At 64.3% G+C, this 19,232-nt stretch carries 17 protein-coding genes; 7 read left to right on the top strand and 10 right to left on the bottom strand.

Annotated features, from left to right (window positions below; translation table 11 throughout):
* Window positions 1–86: 86 nt before the first annotated feature.
* From ACW73L_RS19915 to ACW73L_RS19880, 8 genes are all read right to left on the bottom strand, one after another.
* Window positions 87–362 carry a YbeD family protein gene (locus tag ACW73L_RS19915; RefSeq protein ID WP_129883324.1) on the bottom strand — a complete coding sequence of 92 codons (276 nt, stop codon included), beginning with the start codon at window positions 360–362 and terminating at the stop codon, window positions 87–89.
* Window positions 359–1,210, bottom strand: a complete 852-nt coding sequence (locus ACW73L_RS19910; RefSeq protein WP_498924323.1) for a D-amino acid aminotransferase — start codon at window positions 1,208–1,210, stop codon at window positions 359–361. Before ACW73L_RS19910 ends, ACW73L_RS19915 begins: the two co-directional genes overlap by 4 nt.
* Window positions 1,211–1,225: 15 nt before the next feature.
* Entirely contained in the window at window positions 1,226–2,389 is a 1,164-nt protein-coding gene (locus ACW73L_RS19905) for a D-alanyl-D-alanine carboxypeptidase family protein (RefSeq protein WP_498924322.1), read from the bottom strand.
* A 146-nt stretch (window positions 2,390–2,535) separates the two neighbouring features.
* Entirely contained in the window at window positions 2,536–3,669 is a 1,134-nt protein-coding gene (gene rodA / locus ACW73L_RS19900) for a rod shape-determining protein RodA (protein WP_498924321.1), read from the bottom strand.
* A complete protein-coding gene (gene mrdA / locus ACW73L_RS19895) occupies window positions 3,666–5,537 on the bottom strand; it encodes a penicillin-binding protein 2 (RefSeq protein WP_129883327.1) in 1,872 nt (623 codons plus the stop codon). The genes rodA and mrdA overlap by 4 nt, the downstream gene beginning before the upstream one ends.
* A gap of 15 nt (window positions 5,538–5,552) precedes the next feature.
* Window positions 5,553–6,047 carry a rod shape-determining protein MreD gene (gene mreD, locus ACW73L_RS19890; RefSeq protein ID WP_498924320.1) on the bottom strand — a complete coding sequence of 165 codons (495 nt, stop codon included), beginning with the start codon at window positions 6,045–6,047 and terminating at the stop codon, window positions 5,553–5,555.
* The gene (mreC, locus tag ACW73L_RS19885) at window positions 6,028–6,933 is read right to left on the bottom strand and encodes a rod shape-determining protein MreC (RefSeq protein WP_498924355.1); all 906 of its coding nucleotides are present in this window, start codon (window positions 6,931–6,933) and stop codon (window positions 6,028–6,030) included. The genes mreD and mreC overlap by 20 nt, the downstream gene beginning before the upstream one ends.
* Before the next feature lie 67 nt (window positions 6,934–7,000).
* Complete coding sequence (locus ACW73L_RS19880; RefSeq protein WP_129883329.1) at window positions 7,001–8,050, bottom strand: rod shape-determining protein; 1,050 nt, start codon at window positions 8,048–8,050, stop codon at window positions 7,001–7,003.
* A 98-nt stretch (window positions 8,051–8,148) separates the two neighbouring features.
* On the opposite strand from ACW73L_RS19880, the gene gatC reads away from it, so the two are divergent.
* The 7 genes from gatC to ACW73L_RS19845 all read left to right on the top strand — a co-directional run bounded on the left by gatC (window position 8,149) and on the right by ACW73L_RS19845 (window position 17,017).
* Window positions 8,149–8,436 (top strand): Asp-tRNA(Asn)/Glu-tRNA(Gln) amidotransferase subunit GatC, encoded by a 288-nt coding sequence (gatC, locus tag ACW73L_RS19875; RefSeq protein ID WP_498924319.1) that lies wholly within the window; start codon window positions 8,149–8,151, stop codon window positions 8,434–8,436.
* Between the two features lie 94 nt (window positions 8,437–8,530).
* Window positions 8,531–9,985 (top strand): Asp-tRNA(Asn)/Glu-tRNA(Gln) amidotransferase subunit GatA, encoded by a 1,455-nt coding sequence (gene gatA, locus ACW73L_RS19870; protein ID WP_498924318.1) that lies wholly within the window; start codon window positions 8,531–8,533, stop codon window positions 9,983–9,985.
* A gap of 142 nt (window positions 9,986–10,127) precedes the next feature.
* Complete coding sequence (gene gatB / locus ACW73L_RS19865) at window positions 10,128–11,561, top strand: Asp-tRNA(Asn)/Glu-tRNA(Gln) amidotransferase subunit GatB (protein ID WP_498924317.1); 1,434 nt, start codon at window positions 10,128–10,130, stop codon at window positions 11,559–11,561.
* Between the two features lie 106 nt (window positions 11,562–11,667).
* Complete coding sequence (locus tag ACW73L_RS19860) at window positions 11,668–14,496, top strand: cation-translocating P-type ATPase (protein WP_498924316.1); 2,829 nt, start codon at window positions 11,668–11,670, stop codon at window positions 14,494–14,496.
* A 248-nt stretch (window positions 14,497–14,744) separates the two neighbouring features.
* Window positions 14,745–15,989: a glutaredoxin family protein gene (locus tag ACW73L_RS19855; RefSeq protein ID WP_498924315.1), complete on the top strand. Its 1,245-nt coding sequence runs from the start codon at window positions 14,745–14,747 to the stop codon at window positions 15,987–15,989.
* A 48-nt stretch (window positions 15,990–16,037) separates the two neighbouring features.
* The gene (locus ACW73L_RS19850) at window positions 16,038–16,568 is read left to right on the top strand and encodes a DNA-deoxyinosine glycosylase (RefSeq protein WP_498924314.1); all 531 of its coding nucleotides are present in this window, start codon (window positions 16,038–16,040) and stop codon (window positions 16,566–16,568) included.
* Window positions 16,569–16,891: 323 nt separating this feature from the next.
* Window positions 16,892–17,017, top strand: coding sequence for a hypothetical protein (locus tag ACW73L_RS19845; RefSeq protein WP_498924313.1), 126 nt, complete (start codon window positions 16,892–16,894; stop codon window positions 17,015–17,017).
* A gap of 99 nt (window positions 17,018–17,116) precedes the next feature.
* Here the strand turns inward: ACW73L_RS19845 and ACW73L_RS19840 are convergent, their stop codons facing one another.
* Both ACW73L_RS19840 and ACW73L_RS19835 read right to left on the bottom strand, forming a co-directional pair.
* Window positions 17,117–18,028, bottom strand: a complete 912-nt coding sequence (locus tag ACW73L_RS19840) for a metal ABC transporter substrate-binding protein (RefSeq protein ID WP_498924312.1) — start codon at window positions 18,026–18,028, stop codon at window positions 17,117–17,119.
* A gap of 11 nt (window positions 18,029–18,039) precedes the next feature.
* The gene (locus tag ACW73L_RS19835; RefSeq protein ID WP_498924311.1) at window positions 18,040–19,227 is read right to left on the bottom strand and encodes an ABC transporter permease family protein; all 1,188 of its coding nucleotides are present in this window, start codon (window positions 19,225–19,227) and stop codon (window positions 18,040–18,042) included.
* Window positions 19,228–19,232: the final 5 nt, after the last annotated feature.

The raw sequence follows: 19,232 nt of genomic DNA, 5'->3' as shown, positions 1-19,232 counted from the left end.
GTTATTCCTCGGCTGTCGGTCGCTCAGCGACGGAACCACCGGCAGCCTCTGCTCGTTCAATCCGGCTGACCGGGCAAGCCGAGCCGCTACAAGGCCATCAGTACCGCCGGGGTTCGACTGAGTTCCCGGTACAGCTCATCCAGTTGTTCCTGGCTGGTCGCGGTGACCGTCACCGTGAGCGCGGTGAACTTGCCGCCGCCGCTATCGCGTGTCGACACGGCCTCTGCCGGGAGCGTCGGCACGTGCCGCCGGAAGATTGCCAACACGCTGCTCTCGAAGTCTGGCTCCTTGCGACCAATGACCTTGACCGGGAAATCGCAGGGGAAGGTCAGCAGAGAGGCCGAGGCCGGTTGTTCCGTCATGAGTCGCCGCGGAGCGTTTCCTTGTAGGCCCGGTAGTAAGCCTGCACGCGTTCCCACAGAGCGCCGGGGGCTCCCGTTCCGACCGGTGTGCCGTCGAGTTCGATGACCGGCATGATTTCGCGCGTGGAACTGGTCAGCCAGATCTCCCGGGCGGTCTTCAATTCGGTCAAGGCAATCGGGCGTTCCGCGGCAGGGACGCCGTGTTCGAGCGCGAGTTCCAGTACCAGATCGCGCGTAACCCCGGGCAACAGCTCACGCCCCTTGGGCGGCGTGACCAGGGTGCCGTCGATCAGGGCGAACAGATTGCTGGCTGCCCCTTCCACGGCGAAGCCGTCGCGGATCAGCACGGCCTCGGTCGTGCCGGCGTCGATCGCCTCCTGCTTTAACAGCACATTGGCGAGCAGCGTGATGGCCTTGATGTCGCAGCGCAGCCAGCGGATATCAGTGACGGTTACAGCGCGGATGCCTTCAGTCGGCAAGGGTGCGATCGGCGTGCACATCGCGAACACGGTCGGCTCGATGTCCGGCGGGATGGTGTGGTCCCGCTTCGGCGCGGCGCCGCGCGTGATTTGCAGATAGATCGACTGGTCATGTCCGCCCTGAATCAGCCGGGCGAAGATCGCGGACCAGTCTTCCGCCGTCAGCGGCGGCTGCATGCGGATGGCGGCGAGGCTGTTGGCGAGACGCGCCAGATGTTCGGCCAATCGCAGCGGTTGACCGCCGTAGACCGGGATGACTTCATAAACCCCGTCGCCGAACAGGAAGCCCCGGTCCATCACGGAGACCTTGGCTTCGTTCAGCGGCAGAAACTTACCGTTCAGGTAGACGGTGGAATTGTCCAGTTGCACGTTCGGTAGCCTCGCCTATTTGAACCACAGCGCGACCGAGTCGGCCATCCGGCGGAAGAGCCCACCGGTCTCGACCGTCTGCAGCGCGACCAGCGGACGTTCGGCCACGATCTGGTCGTTCAAGGTCGCCTTGGCCATGCCCGCGGCGTCGCCCTGCTTGATTGGCGCGACGAACAAACCGGCGATATCCAGGCTGGACTTGACGGCATTGAACTGGCCGCGTGGGAACGTCACGTAGAAGTCCTGTGCGAGGCCGATCGGCAGCTCCTTTGTCTCGCCCTTGTAGATTCGCGCCTGAGCCAGTGCCTCACCGCCCTTATACACGGGCTTTGTTTCAAAGAAGCGATAGCCGTAGTCGAGCAGCGCGCGGTTCGCATCGGCCCGAGCCTTGTCGCTGGCCGTTCCCAGCACCACCGAAATCAGGCGCATGTTGTCCCGCAGCGCCGAGGCCACCAGACAGTAGCCGGCGCCCTTGGTGTGGCCGGTCTTGACGCCGTCGACGGTGGGGTCGGTGAACAGCAGGCGGTTGCGGTTCGGCTGCTTGATGCCGTTGAACTCGAATTCCTTGATCGAATGCCATTCATAGAAATTGGGGAAATCCCGGATCAGCGCGGCCGACAGTAGCGCCAGATCACGCGCCGTGGCGTAGTGCTCCGGATCGGGGAGTCCCATGCTGTTCTTGTAGTGGGTGTTCTTCATGCCGAGGCGCTCGGCATGCTGGTTCATCATCTGCGCGAAGACCGCTTCGTCGCCACTGACATGCTCGGCCAGCGCCACGCTGGCATCGTTGCCCGACTGCACGATCATGCCCTTCAGGAGGTTCTCGACCGAGATCTGCGCGCCGACCTTGGCGAACATGCGCGAGCCCTCGGTTTTCCAGGCCTTCTCGCTGACTGTGACCAGGTCATCGAGCTTGACATGCCCTTTCTTGACTTCTTCGAACACGACGTAGGCCGTCATGATCTTCGTCAGGCTGGCCGGTTCGAGCCGGTCGTCGGCATTGCGCTCGGCGAGCACGCGGCCGCTGTTCGCATCCATCAGCAGGTACGCCTTGGCGGGCGGTTCGGGCGGGGACGGAATCGGGAGAGGATTCTCGGCCGCGTTCGTCGACGCGACCGTTAACCACAGCGCTACGCCGATCAGGAGCCAACGCGCAAGGGAAGGAACTGCTCTTGCCATGTCAAGGTACGGATTGTGCAAAAGAATCCTATGTTAGCACGCGTGGCCGGGTGCCGGCGCGTTGCCGCGCTTTCGGGTCGCAGAGGGATGCCGCACGAAGGTATTGCGGTGGCCGGCGACGAGGTTGGCGGTGCGCCGCCTTGGGGTCAGACCGGAAACAGCCGCCGGTGGGTCTGGATGGACATCAGGATGCCGAACGCTGCCATCAGCGTCACCATCGAGGTGCCACCGTAGCTGACCAGTGGCAGCGGTACGCCGACGACCGGCAGGATGCCGATGACCATGCCGATGTTGACGAACACGTAGACGAAGAACGTGACGGTCAGCGCGCCGCTGAGCAGCCGGCAAAAGGTATCCTGGGCCTGGGTCACGATATGCAGGCAGCGTCCCAGTATGAACAGGTAAACGGCCAGCAGGGCGACGCACCCGACCAGACCGAACTCCTCGGCCAGGATCGCGAAAATGAAGTCGGTCGAGCGTTCCGGCAGGAACTCCAGTTGGCCCTGTGTGCCGTGCAGCCAGCCCTTGCCGTAAATGCCGCCGGAGCCAATCGCAATCTTCGACTGGATGATGTGGTAGCCGCGTCCCAACGGGTCCGCCTCCGGGTTCAAAAACGTCAACACCCGGTCGCGCTGATAGTCGTGCAACATGAACCAGCCGATGGGCAGCGTCGCCCCGAGCGCGATGGCCAGTGCCAGCAGATAGGCCCAACCGATGCCGCCGAGGAACAGCGCTACGCTGCCGGCCACCGCGACGAGCATCGCGGTGCCGAGGTCCGGCTGTTTCGCGATCAGCGCGGCCGGTACGACGATCAACAGTCCGGCGATCAACACCGTCGGCCAGCGAGGCGGGAGCCCGGCTTCCGACAGATACCAGGCCAGCATCATCGGCGTTGCGAGCTTCATCAGTTCCGACGGCTGGAACCGGAATACGCCGAGGTCGAGCCAGCGCTGCGCGCCCTTGCCGATGTCGCCGATTACCAGCACCGCGCCCAGCAGCAGGACGCCGAGGCCGAACAGCAGGGGGCTGGCCGCCTTGATGTGATCCGGATGGATTTGCGCCAGGGCCAGCATGATCGCCAGTGCGAGGAGTAGTCGACCGCCCTGGCGCAACAGCACGTCGAGATCCTGGCCCGAGGCCGAATACAGGATCACGAAGGCCAGGCCCATCAGGGCGATCAGTCCACCGAGCAGGGGCAGGTCCAGGTGCAGGCGGTTCGTCCAGGGATTGGGGCGCGCTGCTGCCAGTTTCACGTTCAGCACGCTATTGTCGAACTTCATGGCGGTACCTGGAGGTAGTTGGTGATCAGCGCGCGCGCGATCGGTGCCGCAACCTTCCCCCCGAAGCCGGAATTCTCGGCAACCACGGCGACGGCAATCTTCGGCTCCTGGGCCGGCGCGAAGGCGATGAACAGCGCATGGTCGCGCAGCTTCTTTTTCACCTTCATGGTCCGGTAGTTCTGTCTCTGGCCGACCGAAAACACTTGCGCGGTGCCGGTCTTGGCCGCGATCCGGAACGGCAGCCCGCCACCGATGCGCGAAGCCGTGCCACGGCCGCTGTGCACGACATCGACCATCGCATCGACGATCAGCTTCCAATGCTTGGGGTCGGCCTCGATCGGGGGCGGGCGAGGGTCGTCGGCATGCGGGTCGCGCGTTTTGCCGCCGGCGCGCGCCGTATCGACCAGGCGCGGTGTCACCACCCCTCCGCGATTCGCCATGATGGCGGCCGCGCGGGCAAGTTGCAGGGGTGTGGCCTGCACATAGCCTTGCCCGATGCCGGAGATGACCGTTTCGCCGAGCGACCAGTCGGATTTGCGCACCCGCCGCTTCCATTCGCGGGAGGGGAACAGTCCCCGCATTTCGCCGTCCAGGTCGATCCCGGTCTTCTGGCCGAAGCCGAAGCGCTCCATGTAGTCGTGCAGCTTGTCGATGCCGATGTACACGGCCAGCTTGTAGAAATAGACGTCGCAGGATGAAGTGACCGCATAGCGGAGATCGACGGCGCCATGCCCCCGCCGAAAGGAATCGCGATACCGGTGCGACGAGCCGGGCAGCGAATACCAGCCCGGGCAGGACACCCGCTTGGCCGGATTGAGTTTGGCCGCCTCCAGTCCCGCCATCGCGACGAAGGGTTTGACGGTCGAGCCCGGCGGATACAGGCCGCGCAGCGCCCGATCGTATAGCGGCCGCTCGGGGTCCTGCTGCAGCAGTTCGTAGGCCTTGCGCGAGATGCCATTGACGAAGGGTGTCGGGTCGAAGGCGGGCTTGCTGGCCATCGCGAGGATGCGGCCGGTGGCCGGTTCCAGTGCCACGACTGCGCCGGAGTGCTCGCCGAGAGCATCGTAGGCAACCTTTTGCAGCTTGATGTCCAGCGACAGGGTCAGGTCGTTGCCGGACAGCGGTGCGACCGAGCCCAGCGAACGCAGCGGCCGCCCGGTCACGTCGGTTTCGATTTCCTCGTAGCCGGCGCTGCCGTGCAGCAGTGTCTCGTAGCTCTTTTCGACGCCGCTCTTGCCGATGTGCAAGGTGCCGCTGTAAGCCGAGCGGTCGAGCAGGTCCATCTCGGCCTGACTGATCCGCCCGACGTAGCCGACCACATGCGAGGTCAGGTTGCCGTAGGGATAGGTTCGGACCCGGTGCGCTCGTACCTCCACGCCCGGGAAGCGCGGCATCCGTACGGCGAAACGAGCGATTTCTTCTTCGCTGAGCTGCAGTCGCAGGGGAATGCGGTCGTAGGGTTTGGAGCGGCGCAGGGTCGAGTTGAAACGCTGCAACTCGTCCTCGGTCAGTCCGAGCAGTTCGGTCAGCTCGGCAATGATGCGCTTGAGATCGCCAGCCCGCAGCGGCACGACTTCGAGGCTGTAAGTCGGGATGTTGTCGGCCAGCACCTCACCGTTCCGATCGAAGATCACGCCCCGGTTCGGGGGTAGCGGGGAGATCCGGATGCGGTTGTCTCGGGACAGTGTCGCGTAATGCTCCTGCCCGACGATTTGAAGGTAGACGAGGCGGGCGACCAACAGGCCGGTCGCCAGCAGCATGCCGATCACGCACAACGCGATGCGGGACAGGAACATACGGCTATCGAACGGCGTGTGCCGGGTTCGCAGTCCGTCGCTGATCGCCGTCGACCGGCGTCCGCCGCGCATGTTTCGGAGGCCTGCTCAGTGAGCGCCGAAACGGCGGCGCAGCAGATCAAGCGAGTTCTGTACCAGCGGCCACGCCAGCAGTCCGCTGACGATCGGTAGCCAGTAAGCGTTGTCGGTGATCTCCGGACCCCTGCCGTTCTGGGTCCAGAAGACCAGGAAACGACTGACGCTGAGTAGCAGCGCGACCAGCAGGCTCTGTTGGACGAGCGGATAGAACCGCAGCCGCGGCTGGATCCGCTGGCACACGTAGATCACCGCGGTGTAGGCAAGTGCATGCTGTCCGAGCGTCCGTGCCGTCAGCGCATCGGTAAACAGGCCGACGATCCAGGCGGTTGCCAGACCGATGTGGGCCGGGGTCGACAGCACCCACGAAATCAGGAACAAGAGCACCCAGTCAGGGTTGAAGGTTGCCAGGCTGGGCGGGAGCGGCAGGATCCGCAACATCATCGCAAGGAGCAGGCTGACTGCGGCAAGCCACCGGATGCCCAGGCTACCGCGTGCGCGTGTCATGGCTGTTCGCGGCGGAGGCCTCGGTATGCGTTGCCCCGCCCAGGGCGGCGCTCGGCGGCTCGGGTACCCGTGGCACCGGGTCCGCTTTGCTCCAGACCAGCAGTACCTCGCGGAGCCGGTCCAGTCGCGCCACCGGCGTTGCGACCACCTTCGCAAACGGGCTGCCCTGCGCCGCGACATCGGTGACGGTCGCCACGGGATAGCCGGGTGGGAAAATGCCGCCCATGCCCGATGTGACGAGAAGGTCGCCAGGCTGGATGTCCGCGCTGCCGCTAAGGTAGGGCAGTGCGAGTTGGTCGAGTTGACCCGTGCCGACTGCCACGGTGCGCAGTCCGTTGCGATTGACCTGGACCGGGATGCCGTGATTGCTGTCGGTGATCAGCAGTACCTCTGCGCTGACGGGGCTGACCCGTACGATCTGCCCCACGACGCCGGTCGCGCCGAACACCGGCTGGCTGACGTGGGCGCCGAAACGCGCACCCTTGTTGACGACCAGTACCTGCTCGAATGGGAACAGGTTGACCGATAGCACTTCGGCGATCTGCATCTGTTCGCCGACCTTGAAGGATGTCTCGAGCAGCCCGCGCAGCCGGATGTTCTCCTGTTCAAGTGTTGCGAACTTCATCAGCCGCGTCTTGAGGATCAGCTGTTCCTCGCGGAGTCGCTGATTTTCGGCGAACAGGCCGGCATAGCTGGAAAACGCCTCTCGCGCCGAGCTGACGAGGCGGGTCGGGACGCTGACCGCTTGCTGCACGGGGTAGACGAGCGAGGTCAGCGCGGACCGGAATGGAACGGCCAGGCCCTTGCGCTCGGCGACCAGCAGCACGCAGGCAGCCAACACGAGCACCAGCGCCCGCAGGTGCAGCGAGGTATTTCGTCTGAAAATGGGTTTGATGGCGGACGCTCCCCTCAGCGCGGTGGCCGTGTGCCGTCGTGGCGTCGAATGGATCGCGTCACTCCAGCGAGAACGCGCCTGGCCCCTTTTCGTCCAGCAGTTCCAGCACGCGCCCGCCGCCACGGGCAACACAGGTCAGCGGATCGTCGGCGATCATGACCGGCAAACCGGTTTCCTCGGCGATCAGTCGGTCGAGGTCGGTCAGCAGTGCGCCGCCGCCGGTCAGTACGATGCCGCGTTCGGCGACGTCGGAGCCGAGCTCGGGTGGCGTCTGTTCGAAAGCGGCCTTGACCGCGCCGACGATACCGGACAGCGGTTCCTGTATCGCCTCGAGGATCTCATTGCTGTTCAGCACGAAGCTGCGCGGAACGCCTTCGGCGAGGTTTCGTCCCTTCACTTCGATCTCGCGGACTTCGCTGGAGGGATAGGCCGTGCCGATTTCCTGCTTGATGCGTTCGGCCGTGGCCTCGCCGATCATGATTCCGTAGTTGCGGCGCACGTAGCTGACGATCGACTCGTCCAGCCGGTCCCCGCCGGTGCGGACCGAAGCCGAATAAACGATACCATTCAGTGACAACACCGCGACTTCGGAGGTGCCGCCGCCGATGTCGAGCACCATCGATCCGCGCGCTTCGTGAACCGGGAGTCCGGCACCGATGGCGGCTGCCATCGGCTCGTCGATCAGATAGACCTCGCGCGCGCCGGCGCCGGCAGCGGACTCCTTGATGGCGCGCCGCTCGACCTGGGTCGAACCGCAGGGTACCGAAATCAGCACGCGCGGACTGGGGCGGAACAGGCGATATTTGTTGCTGTGCACTTTGCTGATGAAGTACTGCAACATTTTTTCGGTGACGGTGAAATCGGCGATTACGCCGTCTTTCAGCGGCCGGATTGCGGTGATGTTTTCGGGTGTGCGGCCCAGCATCAACTTGGCGGCAGCGCCGACCGCCGCGATCGACTTCGACCCGCGTGCCCGATCCTCGCGGATCGCGACGACCGAAGGCTCGTTGACGACGATGCCCTGGCCTCTAACGTAGATCAGCGTGTTCGCCGTGCCCAGGTCGATCGACAAGTCGTTGGAGAAAAAGCCTCTCAGCCGTTTGAACATGGTGCTCCGTGACATTAACCCGGTCGAGCCGGAAAGCGGTTTAAGCGGTGGGCGACAGATCGGTTATGATATCGCACTCCATGTAACGGGGTGCATTCATGTCGCTGGATTCCGAAGCTGTAAAGCGAATTGCCTGGTTGGCGAGGCTGTCGATCGATGAGGATCGCGTCGCGGATTATGCCAGGGATCTGTCGGGCATCCTGGACTTCGTCGAACAGATGAACGCTGTCGACACGGGCGGCGCCATGCCGCTCGCCCATCCCCTGGATCAGTCGCAGCGACTGCGCCCGGACGAGGTGGTCGAGTCCGACCAGCGGGAGCGGTTCCAGCAGCAGGCGCCCGCCGTCGAGGCCGGGCTCTATCTGGTGCCGAAAGTCATCGAATGACCTGCCGTCCGCCCTTCGGTCCCGGCGTGACGAAACGGCGTTTCGCACGTGCCACCGGGCCCGACGCTTCGCGTTAACTCTAAAGTCTCCGGACATGCATAACTCAACCATCGCGCAACTGGCCGAAGGACTTCGTGCCGGCCGTTTCAGCAGCCTCGAATTGACCCAGGTCTTCCTGCAGAGGATCGGACAGCTCGACCCTGGGCTCAATTGCTATGTGACGGTGACCGCGGAACAGGCGCTGGCCGAGGCGCGGGCTGCCGACGCCCGGCTCGCTGCCGGCAATGCCGGCCCGCTGACCGGCATACCGATTTCTCAGAAGGATATCTTCTGCACGCAGGGCGTGCGCACGAGCTGCGGTTCCCGCATGCTGGATTCCTTCGTTGCACCTTACGATGCGACTGTCGTCGAGCGCTTCAAGCAGGCTGGTGCGGTCATGCTCGGCAAGTTGAACATGGACGAGTTCGCGATGGGTTCGTCGAACGAAACCAGCTTTTACGGACCGGTGCGCAATCCCTGGGATACCGGCTGCGTGCCGGGCGGATCGTCGGGTGGATCCGCCGCGGCGGTCGCCGCGCGCCTGACGCCGGGTGCGACCGGCACCGACACTGGCGGGTCGATCAGGCAGCCCGCCTCGTTCTGCGGCATTACCGGGATCAAGCCGACCTACGGCCGCGTGTCCCGCTGGGGGATGATCGCGTTCGCGTCGAGTCTCGACCAGGGTGGGCCGATGGCGCGCACGGCCGAGGATTGCGCGCTGATGCTACAGGTCATGGCCGGTTTCGACGAGCGCGATTCGACGAGCGTCGACCGTCCGGTACCGGACTACCGGGCAGCCCTCGGCGGAAGTGTGGAAGGTCTGCGGATCGGCCTGCCGAAGGAGTTCTTCGGGGAGGGGCTCGACGGCGAGATCGCAACCGTGCTCCAGCAGGCGATCGACGAACTGCGCAAGCTCGGCGCCACGGTGCACGAAATTTCGCTGCCGAACATGGGCCTGTCGGTGCCTGCCTATTACGTGGTCGCGCCGGCCGAATGTTCGTCCAATCTGGCCCGCTACGATGGCGTGCGCTTCGGCTACCGCTGCGAGGCGCCCAAGGATCTGCACGACTTGTACTGCCGCTCGCGGGGCGAAGGTTTCGGGGCCGAGGTCAAGCGCCGCATTCTGATCGGCACCTATGCGCTGTCGGCCGGGTATTACGATGCCTACTATCTGAAGGCGCAGAAAATCCGCCGCCTGATCAGCGAAGATTTCCGCAAGGCGTTCGAGCAGGTCGATGTGATCGTCGGACCCACGGCCCCATCGGTCGCGTTCAAGTTCGGCGAGAAGACAGCCGACCCGATCGCGATGTATCTGTCCGACATCTACACCATCGCCGTCAACTTGGCCGGGCTGCCCGGCATGTCCGTTCCCGTCGGATTCTCCGGCCAGTTACCGGTGGGCATGCAGTTGATCGGCAACTACTTCGACGAGGCCCGGCTGCTGAACGTCGCGCACCGTTACCAACAGGTGACCGACTGGCAGACGCGGGCCCCTGAAGGATGCGCCTGACGGCCGTCCCGTCCGGCATTCCGCCCCGTCGCCGAGTCCCCGAGACGCCGGCGGCCGCCATGATCATCGTCGTCGGTGGCGTGAGGGAAGCACCCTCGCTCCGCCGATCACCGCCACAACTTCAGTCAGGGTAATGCGCGTTATGGAATGGGAAACAGTGATCGGCCTGGAAGTCCATGCCCAGCTGGCGACCCGATCGAAAATCTTCTCCGGCGCTGCGACGGCCTACGGAGCCGAGCCGAATACCCAGGCCTGTGCGATCGATCTCGGTTTGCCAGGGGTGTTGCCAGTGCTGAACCGGGAAGCCGTCCGCATGGCAATCAAGTTCGGGCTTGCAATCGGGGCCAGGATCGCGCCGATGTCGGTCTTCGCGCGCAAGAATTATTTCTACCCGGATCTGCCGAAAGGCTATCAGATCAGTCAGTACGATCTGCCGGTCGTGGCGACCGGTCAGATGACCATCACGGTGGATGGCGCCCTGAAGACGATCGGTATCACCCGCGCACATCTCGAGGAGGATGCCGGGAAGTCGCTGCACGAGGATTTCCACGGTTCGACCGGCATCGATCTGAACCGCGCAGGTACGCCCTTGCTCGAAATCGTCTCGGAGCCCGACCTGAGGTCAGCCAAGGAGGCTGTCGCGTACATGAAGAAGTTGCACGCGCTGGTTCGCTATCTGGAGATCTGCGACGGCAACATGCAGGAGGGTTCGTTCCGCTGCGATGCGAATGTCTCGGTCCGACGGAAGGGTGACAGCCGCTTCGGCACCCGTGCCGAGATCAAGAACCTGAATTCGTTCCGTTTCGTCGAACGCGCGATCAATTTCGAGGTCGAGCGGCAGATCGAATTGATCGAAGGCGGCGGCGCCGTGGTTCAGGAAACCCGGCTCTACGATTCGGTCAAGGACGAAACACGGTCGATGCGGAGCAAGGAAGAGGCGAACGACTACCGCTACTTCCCCGACCCCGACCTGCTACCCCTCGAAATCGGCGCTGCGCTGATCGATGAGGTGAGCGCGACGCTGCCGGAGCTACCCGATGCTAAGCAGCAGCGGTTCCGCAGCGAGTATGGTCTCAGCGATTATGATGCGGAGGTACTCACGGCGACGCGCGAACTTGCGGATTTCTACGAGGGCGTCGTCCGGTCCGCGGGCTGCGACGCGAAACTTTGCGCCAACTGGGTCATGGGCGATCTCTCGGCCGCATTGAACGAGGCGAATCTGGAGATCACCGCCAGCCGGGTCGATGCGGACAGGCTGGCGGGCTTGCTGCAGCGGATTGCGGATGACACCATTTCAGGCAAGCTGGCGAAGCAGGTCTTCGAAACGATGTGGCAGGAAGGTGCCACGGCCGACGCAATTATCGAACGGGAGGGTCTCCGCCAGATCACCGACTCGTCGGCGATCGAGGCGATCATCGATCGCATCATGGCCGACAATCCCGGGCAACTCGCGCAGTATCGTGCCGGCAAGGACAAGCTGTTCGGCTTTTTCGTGGGTCAGGCCATGAAGGCCACACAGGGCAAGGCGAATCCGCAGCAGTTGAACGAGTTGTTGAAGCGGAAGCTCGACGCCTAGGTCCCGCGCGTGGCGGCGGCGCCGTTCGGGTCATTCCTGCGCTGCCTGTGGCGCATTCGATCGCGCCGCCGTGGCTTGCCGCTACCCAATCCAAAGATCGTTCCAGATGCAGCACAAAAGAGGCAAGCGGGACCGCAAGCGTCGCCGCCGGGTTCCCGGCGACAAAGGTGCGACGCCGCAACCTTATCTTGCCGACGATAGCGATTCCCGCGAAGGACATTCCGATGTCGTGAACGTGGCCCGTCCGGCCGACAGTCACGATGCCGACGGACCCTGGCATGCGCTGACCGTGGCGCAGACCTTCGCGAAACTCGATGCGGATCCGCGGGGCCTGTCGGCCGAGCTGGCGCAGGCGCGTCTCTCAGCGCACGGCTTCAATGAATTCGTGGAGCAGCGGCGGGTCTCGGTGCTGCGGCTGTTGCTGTCGCAGTTTGCGAATGTTTTGACGCTGATCCTGCTACTCGCGATCGGTATTTCCGCCTTTCTCGGCCACGACACCGAAGCCGTCGTCATCGGTGTGATCGTGCTCTTCTCGGTGCTGCTCGGTTTCTTTCAGGAATACCGGGCCGAGCACGCGGTCGCCGCGCTACGCGAGCTGACAGCCCCGACGGCTACCGTCATCCGCGACGGTACCGAGGCGGTGATCGCCGCCAGCCTGCTGGTGCCCGGTGACATGGTACGGCTGGCGACCGGCAATCGGGTGCCCGCGGACCTCCGCCTCGTCGAGACCCGCAGCCTGCAAGCCGACGAGGCCGCGCTGACCGGGGAGTCCACGCCGGTTGGGAAGCATCCCGAACGTGTTCTGGCCGAGGGCGCTGCCATAGGGGAGCGTTGTAATCTGGCGTTCTCCGGGACGTCGGTGACCCACGGCAAGGGATTGGGTGTGGTGGTCGCGACCGGCATGGACACCGAGTTTGGCCAGGTCGTCCGCATGCTCGGGCAGGCCAAGGTCCGCAAGACGCCATTACAGCAGAATCTAGACCGGGTCGGCCGCCTGCTGGCCTTGTTCGCACTGGCCATCGTCGTGGTGATCTGCGCGCAGGGCGTGCTCCGGGGCGAGTCGCTGATCGAGATGCTGATCTTCGGTTTTGCGCTGGCCGTCGCCGTTGTGCCGGAAGCGCTGCCCGCGGTCGTGACCGTCTCACTGGCGATCGGTGCGCGCCGCATGGCAGCGCGTAATGCGCTGATTCGCCGCCTGCCCGCCGTCGAGACGCTCGGCTGCACTTCGGTGATCTGCTCGGACAAGACGGGCACGCTGACGCGCGACGAGATGACGGTGCGCAAAGTGGTGACCGCGGAGCGACAGGTCACGCTGTCGGGGACCGGCTACGAACCCTTCGGCCGCACTCTCTTCAAGGGCGAGAGCGTCGCGCCGAGCGCGCTCGAACACGCGGTGCTGCAGGCCGCGGCTTTGTGTTGCGATGCTGAACTGGTGACTTCCGCGTCGGGCCGTGCCGGGATCAAGGGCGATCCGACCGAAGGTGCGCTGGTGGTCGCGGCGGCGAAGATCGGTCTGAAAAAGAAGGAACTCGAGCGGCTCGCGCCGCGCCTCGATGAAATCCCTTTTTCTTCCGAAACCAAACGGATGACGACGCTGCACCGCGCTGGCGATAACGCGACCATCGCCTACTCGAAAGGGGCCGCCGAAGTGGTCCTGGCCGCGTGCACCCGGCAATTGACCAGCGACGGCGAACGGCCTCTCGACGAGGAGCAGCGGAGCCTGATCCTGGAGCAGGCCCACGAACTGGCCGACCAGGCCTTGCGCGTGCTGGCGGTAGCGCAAAAGACCGATACGACCATCGCCGATGCCGAACACGGGATGACCTTGCTCGGGCTGGTCGGGATGATCGATCCCCCCCGTTCGGAATCGGAGGCGGCGGTCGCGATGTGTGAGCAGGCCGGGATCAAGGTCGTCATGATCACCGGCGACCATCCTTCGACGGCGCGTGCCGTTGCCCGCGAGGTCGGCATCCTGAAACAGGGGCGTTTGGTGACCGGCCGCGAACTCGATGCGATGGACGATGCGGAGTTGCTGCACGCGGTGGGCGAGGCCGACGTTTACGCGCGTGTCTCCCCAAAACACAAGTTGCGCGTGGTCGAGGCGCTGCAGCGGAACGGCCAGGTCGTGGCGATGACCGGCGACGGAGTCAACGACGCCCCGGCGCTGAAGCGTGCCGATATCGGGATCGCGATGGGCATCACGGGTACCGATGTCAGCCGCGAGGCGGCGGCCATGATCCTGACCGACGACAATTTCGCGTCCATCGTCGCGGCGGTCGAGGAAGGCCGCGGCATCTTCAACAACATTCGAAAGTACCTGATGTATCTGCTGGCGGCCAACATCGGGGAGATCGGGCTGGTGGCGTGCGCCGCACTGCTCGGTCTTCCGATGCCGCTCAGCGCCGTGCAGATTCTGTACGTCAATCTCGCGACCGACGGGCTGCCTGCGCTGGCCCTGGCGCTGGATCCGAATGACGCGGCGCTGATGACCCGCAAGCCGCGTGATCCGCTGGCCGGTATCTTCACGCGGCCGGTCGTCATGCTGATGCTCGCGGGCGGACTGTGGTCCATGGTCGTGAACCTGGGGCTGTTCTTCTGGGCCTTGCAGCAGCCCGAACATTCCACCGAAATGGCGATGACGATCGTTTTCGCGGCCCTGGTGCTGACCGAATTCTTCAAGGCCTTCAGTTACCGCTCCTACGATCGTTCGATCTTCAAGCGCACATTCACCAACACGTGGCTGAACATGGCGATCCTGTGGGAACTGGCACTGCTGCTGGCGCTGATTTATGTGACGCCCTTGCAGGTTTTGTTCGGCACCGGTTCGCTAACGGGCCTCCAGTGGGCCGTGATCGCAGCGGCGGCCTTCTCGATCGTGCCGGCGCTGGAAGTCGTCAAATGGTGGACTTTTCGCCGCGGCGCCCGGGGGCGTTGATCCGGTTTTCGACGTCAAGTCCCGAAAACGCCGTCGCCCGGGGCGGGCCGCGCCAGCCCGCTTCGAACGTAACGGTTCACGCCTCCCCCTCGCGGGAGCGGGCGGGGAGGTCGAGACTCGCCGTGAATCCGTCCCTGGAGGCTCGACTGCGGGTTCCCTCCCGCAGACGGTCTCGCCCTCCCGGCTCGCTCCCACTACCCAGGAAAGGGGGGGAATGGTTACGCTTCGAAAAGGGGTACGAAGATATGATGCAGCATCGTAAACAGACGCACCTGGCCAGGGTGATCGCCATCGGTATCCTTGGCGCTCTGCTGGTGGGGTCGGGGCCCGCGGGTGCGGTTGACCGGCCGTCTGCCGAGGTTGCGACCGAGGCAATCGAGGTCTTCGTCCGCGAGGGCTGTCCGCATTGCGACCAGGCAAAGGAATTCCTCGCCCGGCTCGCCCAGGAACGCCCCAATCTCCGTATCGTGCTGCGGGACATCCGGCGGGATCCATCGGCCCTGGCTCGTCTGCAGCAGCTGGCGGAGACCCACCGCCAAAGTGCGCGGGTGCCCGCGTTCTTCGTGCACGGGGAGTTGATCGTCGGGTTTTCCGATGACGCGACGACCGGGCGGATGATTCGCGACGGCCTGTCCGCCCTATCGCCGGAAAGCGTTGCCGCGGGCGATGCCGGCAGTTGTGAAGCGGAAGAATCGCTTTCCTGCGAAGCGCCGACCGAGGAATCTTCTGTGACCGCGGCGAAGACGCATGGTCCGGCACCCTACGAGATCGAATTTTTTGGTCGCAAACTGTCGGTGGAACAGATCGGGCTGCCGCTGTTCACGCTGGCGATGGGGCTGCTCGACGGCTTCAATCCCTGCTCGATGTGGGTCTTGTTGCTGATGATTTCGCTGCTGGCCCCCCTGGGTGACCGGCGGCGGATGCTGGCGATTGCCGGCACATTCATTGCTGTGGAGGGCCTCGCTTACTTCGTCTTCATGGCCGCCTGGCTGAACATGTTTTTGTTCATCGGGCTGTCACGCATCTCGGAACTGATCATCGCGGCGATCGCGCTGTTGGCCGGTCTGCTGAACCTTAAGGATTACTTCGCTCTGGGTTGGGGGCCCAGCCTCTCCATCCCGCAGTCGGCGAAACCGGATATCTACGCCCGGATGAGAGCCATCCTGCATGCCGACAATCTGGCTGGGGCCCTGGTCGCGACCGTGGTCCTCGCGCTGCTCGTGCAAGTCGTCGAATTCATGTGCACGTCCGGGTTCCCGGCGCTCTATACCCGCATCCTGACCTTGCACGATACCCATGGCATCGGATACTACGGTTATCTGCTGCTGTACAACCTGGCCTACATGTTCGACGACCTGGTCATTCTCGGCATTGGCGTCGCCACGCTGAGCCAGCATCGCCTGCAAGAGCGTGAAGGTCGCTGGCTCAAACTGATCAGCGGCCTGGTCATGGTGGCGCTGGCGGTCTATCTGGTCGTTGCCGGCCAAGCGTGAGAACGGCGTGCGTGTCGCGGTGGGGCTGGTGACGCCAGAGCCTCCCGCATGACCACCGTCTGCAGTTTCCCTCCAGTGGCCGATTGCAACGCGCGGGTGCTGATACTCGGCAGCATGCCGGGTGTCGCCTCGCTGCAGGCCGGCCAGTACTACGCCCATCCGCGGAACGCGTTCTGGCCGATCCTGGCCGCGCTCCTCGACTGGCCCAGCGGCGTGGCTTATGCGGAGCGGCTGGCCCGTCTCCGTGCGGCGCGGATTGCCCTTTGGGATGTGCTGCAATCATGCCGGCGCGACGGAAGTCTCGATGCCGCTATCGACGATACGTCCATCGTACCGAATGATTTCGGTAGGTTCCTGCTGCAGCACACCCGCATCACCCATGTCTTCTTTAACGGCAGCAAGGCCGAGAGTGCGTTTCGCCGATATGTCCTGCCGGAACTGTTCTGCGCCGACCGGCTGGTCTGCGAACGCCTCCCGTCGACGAGCCCGGCGCACGCGGCTCGCGGCTTCGACGAGAAGCTGCGCGCATGGCGTCGTGTGGTTCAGAGCCCTTGCGTCGATCCTTCCGACCGCACTTGATCGCTGCGGCATCTGCGGCAGTCGGCACGCGAAATGCCTGATCCGGATCCGCCGTTCAACTTCCCGAAACCTATAGCTTCCGTTGCCCAGCGCGCCATTCCGCAGTCCGGCAGCGAGGGGCACAAATTCTGCGTGATGCATGAACCGGACAGACGCCGGCATGGTCTGCTCGGCAGCTTCGTGGTCATGAACCGCTTCGGGCAACCAGGTTTACCGTAGTCGCCCTCGAGCCAACGAGGGTACTGGCAAGCTAAACCCGTTGCCCCCGTCATGCTATCTGCCCATTCCATGGCCCACTTCCACAATTCAAACGAGAGCGACGAGTGATTTCCTACACGATCAAGCTGGGTGCGTTGTTGATTGCCGTTTGCCTGCTGACTGCCTGTGGCAGGGAAGGTCCCTTCGGCAACACCCCGGGACCCAAGAAGCCGGACTGGCTGCAGCATTGAACCGTATCTGAACCTGAGAGCGGCCTGAGGGTTCCCGGGCCGCGAAAGCCGGGAGGGTGCGCGGCTGCGCTGAACCTACCCGGCGCGCCTTGCGGAGCCTCAGTGGTGGTATACGGTGCGCAGGTTTTCGACGTTTGTCCGCATGACACTCAGGAAATCGCCATCGGCCGGCCGGTTTCCGCAAGGGTTGAAGACCACGCTACGCACGCCGAGTTTTGCGAGGCGCTCGGCGATCACCGGGCTCGGTCCGGCTTCCCAGATCATCGTTCGTGCCGGGTGCCGGGCCAGCAATTGTTTCAGTGCAACCCATTCGGTCTCCGGAGGCATCTCGTTGGGTTCCCAGTGCACGCTTTGCAGGTTCAGGCCGTAGCGCCGCGCGAGATACTGATAGACCGGGTGGGATCCCAGTAGTGGAAGCCCCGGTTTGTCAGCTGTAACGGTCTTCAGTTCCCTATCCAGTGCGGCCAGATCCGTCTTCAGCGCGTCGAGGTTGTTGTTGAAGCGTGTTGTCAGCGCGGGGCGCTTTCGCCTCATCGCCTGGCCGGCTGCATCGGCCTGCTGTCCGGCCAGTTCCAGGTCCAGCCACGTGGTGTAGGCCGTGCCCGAATGGGTGTGCTGTCCTCCGGGGCCGTGGCTGTGGGTCACGGCATTGTCGACCACGATCAGGCGGCCCTTGAAGCCGGCAGAGGTATCTACGAGCTTCATCTGGGGTAAGGTCGCGCGTGCTCGCCATTTCTCCAGATCGGCACCATTGAGAAGGATCAGGTCTGTCTTCTGCAGAGCGATGATGTCGGGGATGCCCGGTTGCCAGAAGGGCGGGTCCACATCGGCCGGGATCGGGAACTCGACCCCGACAGCCGGCCCGCCGATGCGTTCGGCGAAATACGCGATCGGGTAAACGGTTGCGGCCACCCGCAGCGTGCCGGCAGGGGGCGCGCCAAAAGCGGTGGTTGCGGCGATACCGAGTAGCATCACGAGGGTGTGTTGCAGAGCACGCGTTCGAGAGAGCACGGAGACCTCCTTCAGGGGATGACGAAATGCTGGACGAGTTCCGTCGACTGGTGACGGACGAGCGCGAGCAGCAACAGGCACAGTCCGGAACTGGCTATCGCAATCAGGACCAGCTCGGCTGCGGCGAGTCGCAGCACGGTCAGGCGGCTGCAACCCAGCAGCACGATGGTGTCGATTTCCCGCTGTCTCAGCCGTAGCGACAGCGCGAACACCAGCGCGACGATCAGCAGTGTCGCGATGCCCACGAGCAGCAGCACGCCGTCGAACAGCGCCCCGACGCGGAAAATGTTCTGCAACAGGGATTGTGTCGTTGCAGCCGGGTCGACGATCTGAACGCTGCTTTGGGGGGCGAGATAGCGTCCCCGCAACAGCGTCGTGGCGCGCTGATCCGGCGGTACGGCGATCACGGCGGTGATCGGGTAGGTCGCCGGGTCGCCGTGGAAATGAAAGGAGCCGACGTTTTCGGGGGTGATCTCGGTGTAGGTCAGGAGTTTCGTCTGGTCGACCTGAATGTTCGTGGCCGGGACCGCAGCTATTTGAGGTGTCATTCCACCGCTCTCCGCGACGGCGGTGTGCCCATGCCCCAGCCCCTCGATGACCCAGGCGGTCTGCAGGTCGATGAACACCGCCTCGTCGTCGGGCGTGTGGCTGCGTCCAAGGATGCCGGCGACGTGCAGTTTCAGCGGGTAGATGCCCGCGAGATCGAACAGATTCTCGGGCGTCGTCAGCAGCGGATCCCCGGGTTCGAGCCCGAGCTTGGCGGCCGCTTCGAAGCCCAGCACGCAGTCGCCCAGCATCGCCAGCGGTGCACCCGCGACCGGTTTCAACTGACGGAAATCGAAATAGTCCAGCGTGACGCCGACCAGCGGCTGCCCGCGGACCCTGAAACGCGAGTAGATGGGCAGCGCCTCGGCCCAGCCGGTCGCGGCGACACGCTCGGCTTCGGCCATCCGGATCATCGGTGGGTGCGCGGCGTTGAAATACAGCGCGCTGAGGGTCAGGTCGAGCGCGCTGCCTCGTGCCCCGACCAGCAGCGGTGTGGATTTGGCTCGGGCCGTCATCAGCGCCTCGCCCGCGTCGAGGATACGGTGTAGGGCCAATGGCAACGTGATCAGCAGCCCCAGCGATGCGATCAGGACCAACGAGCGTGTCCGGTGGTGACACAGGTAGCGCCAGGCCAGGTAGAAATCGTGCCGCATCGGTA

The organism is Methylolobus aquaticus (assembly GCF_054172105.1).
Note: the sequence above shows the minus strand (reverse complement) of the source record. Positions and strands in the feature narration are given on the sequence as shown.

Excerpts from the sequence above, each read along its gene's own strand:
- ACW73L_RS19915 (WP_129883324.1), bottom strand. The coding sequence starts at position 362 with ATGACGGAACAACCGGCCTCGGCCTCTCTGCTGACCTTCCCCTGCGAT.
- ACW73L_RS19905 (WP_498924322.1), bottom strand. The coding sequence starts at position 2,389 with ATGGCAAGAGCAGTTCCTTCCCTTGCGCGTTGGCTCCTGATCGGCGTA.
- rodA (WP_498924321.1), bottom strand. The coding sequence starts at position 3,669 with ATGAAGTTCGACAATAGCGTGCTGAACGTGAAACTGGCAGCAGCGCGC.
- mrdA (WP_129883327.1), bottom strand. The coding sequence starts at position 5,537 with ATGCGCGGCGGACGCCGGTCGACGGCGATCAGCGACGGACTGCGAACC.
- mreD (WP_498924320.1), bottom strand. The coding sequence starts at position 6,047 with ATGACACGCGCACGCGGTAGCCTGGGCATCCGGTGGCTTGCCGCAGTC.
- ACW73L_RS19880 (WP_129883329.1), bottom strand. The coding sequence starts at position 8,050 with ATGTTCAAACGGCTGAGAGGCTTTTTCTCCAACGACTTGTCGATCGAC.
- gatC (WP_498924319.1), top strand. The coding sequence starts at position 8,149 with ATGTCGCTGGATTCCGAAGCTGTAAAGCGAATTGCCTGGTTGGCGAGG.
- gatA (WP_498924318.1), top strand. The coding sequence starts at position 8,531 with ATGCATAACTCAACCATCGCGCAACTGGCCGAAGGACTTCGTGCCGGC.
- gatB (WP_498924317.1), top strand. The coding sequence starts at position 10,128 with ATGGAATGGGAAACAGTGATCGGCCTGGAAGTCCATGCCCAGCTGGCG.
- ACW73L_RS19860 (WP_498924316.1), top strand. The coding sequence starts at position 11,668 with ATGCAGCACAAAAGAGGCAAGCGGGACCGCAAGCGTCGCCGCCGGGTT.
- ACW73L_RS19855 (WP_498924315.1), top strand. The coding sequence starts at position 14,745 with ATGCAGCATCGTAAACAGACGCACCTGGCCAGGGTGATCGCCATCGGT.
- ACW73L_RS19850 (WP_498924314.1), top strand. The coding sequence starts at position 16,038 with ATGACCACCGTCTGCAGTTTCCCTCCAGTGGCCGATTGCAACGCGCGG.
- ACW73L_RS19835 (WP_498924311.1), bottom strand. The coding sequence starts at position 19,227 with ATGCGGCACGATTTCTACCTGGCCTGGCGCTACCTGTGTCACCACCGG.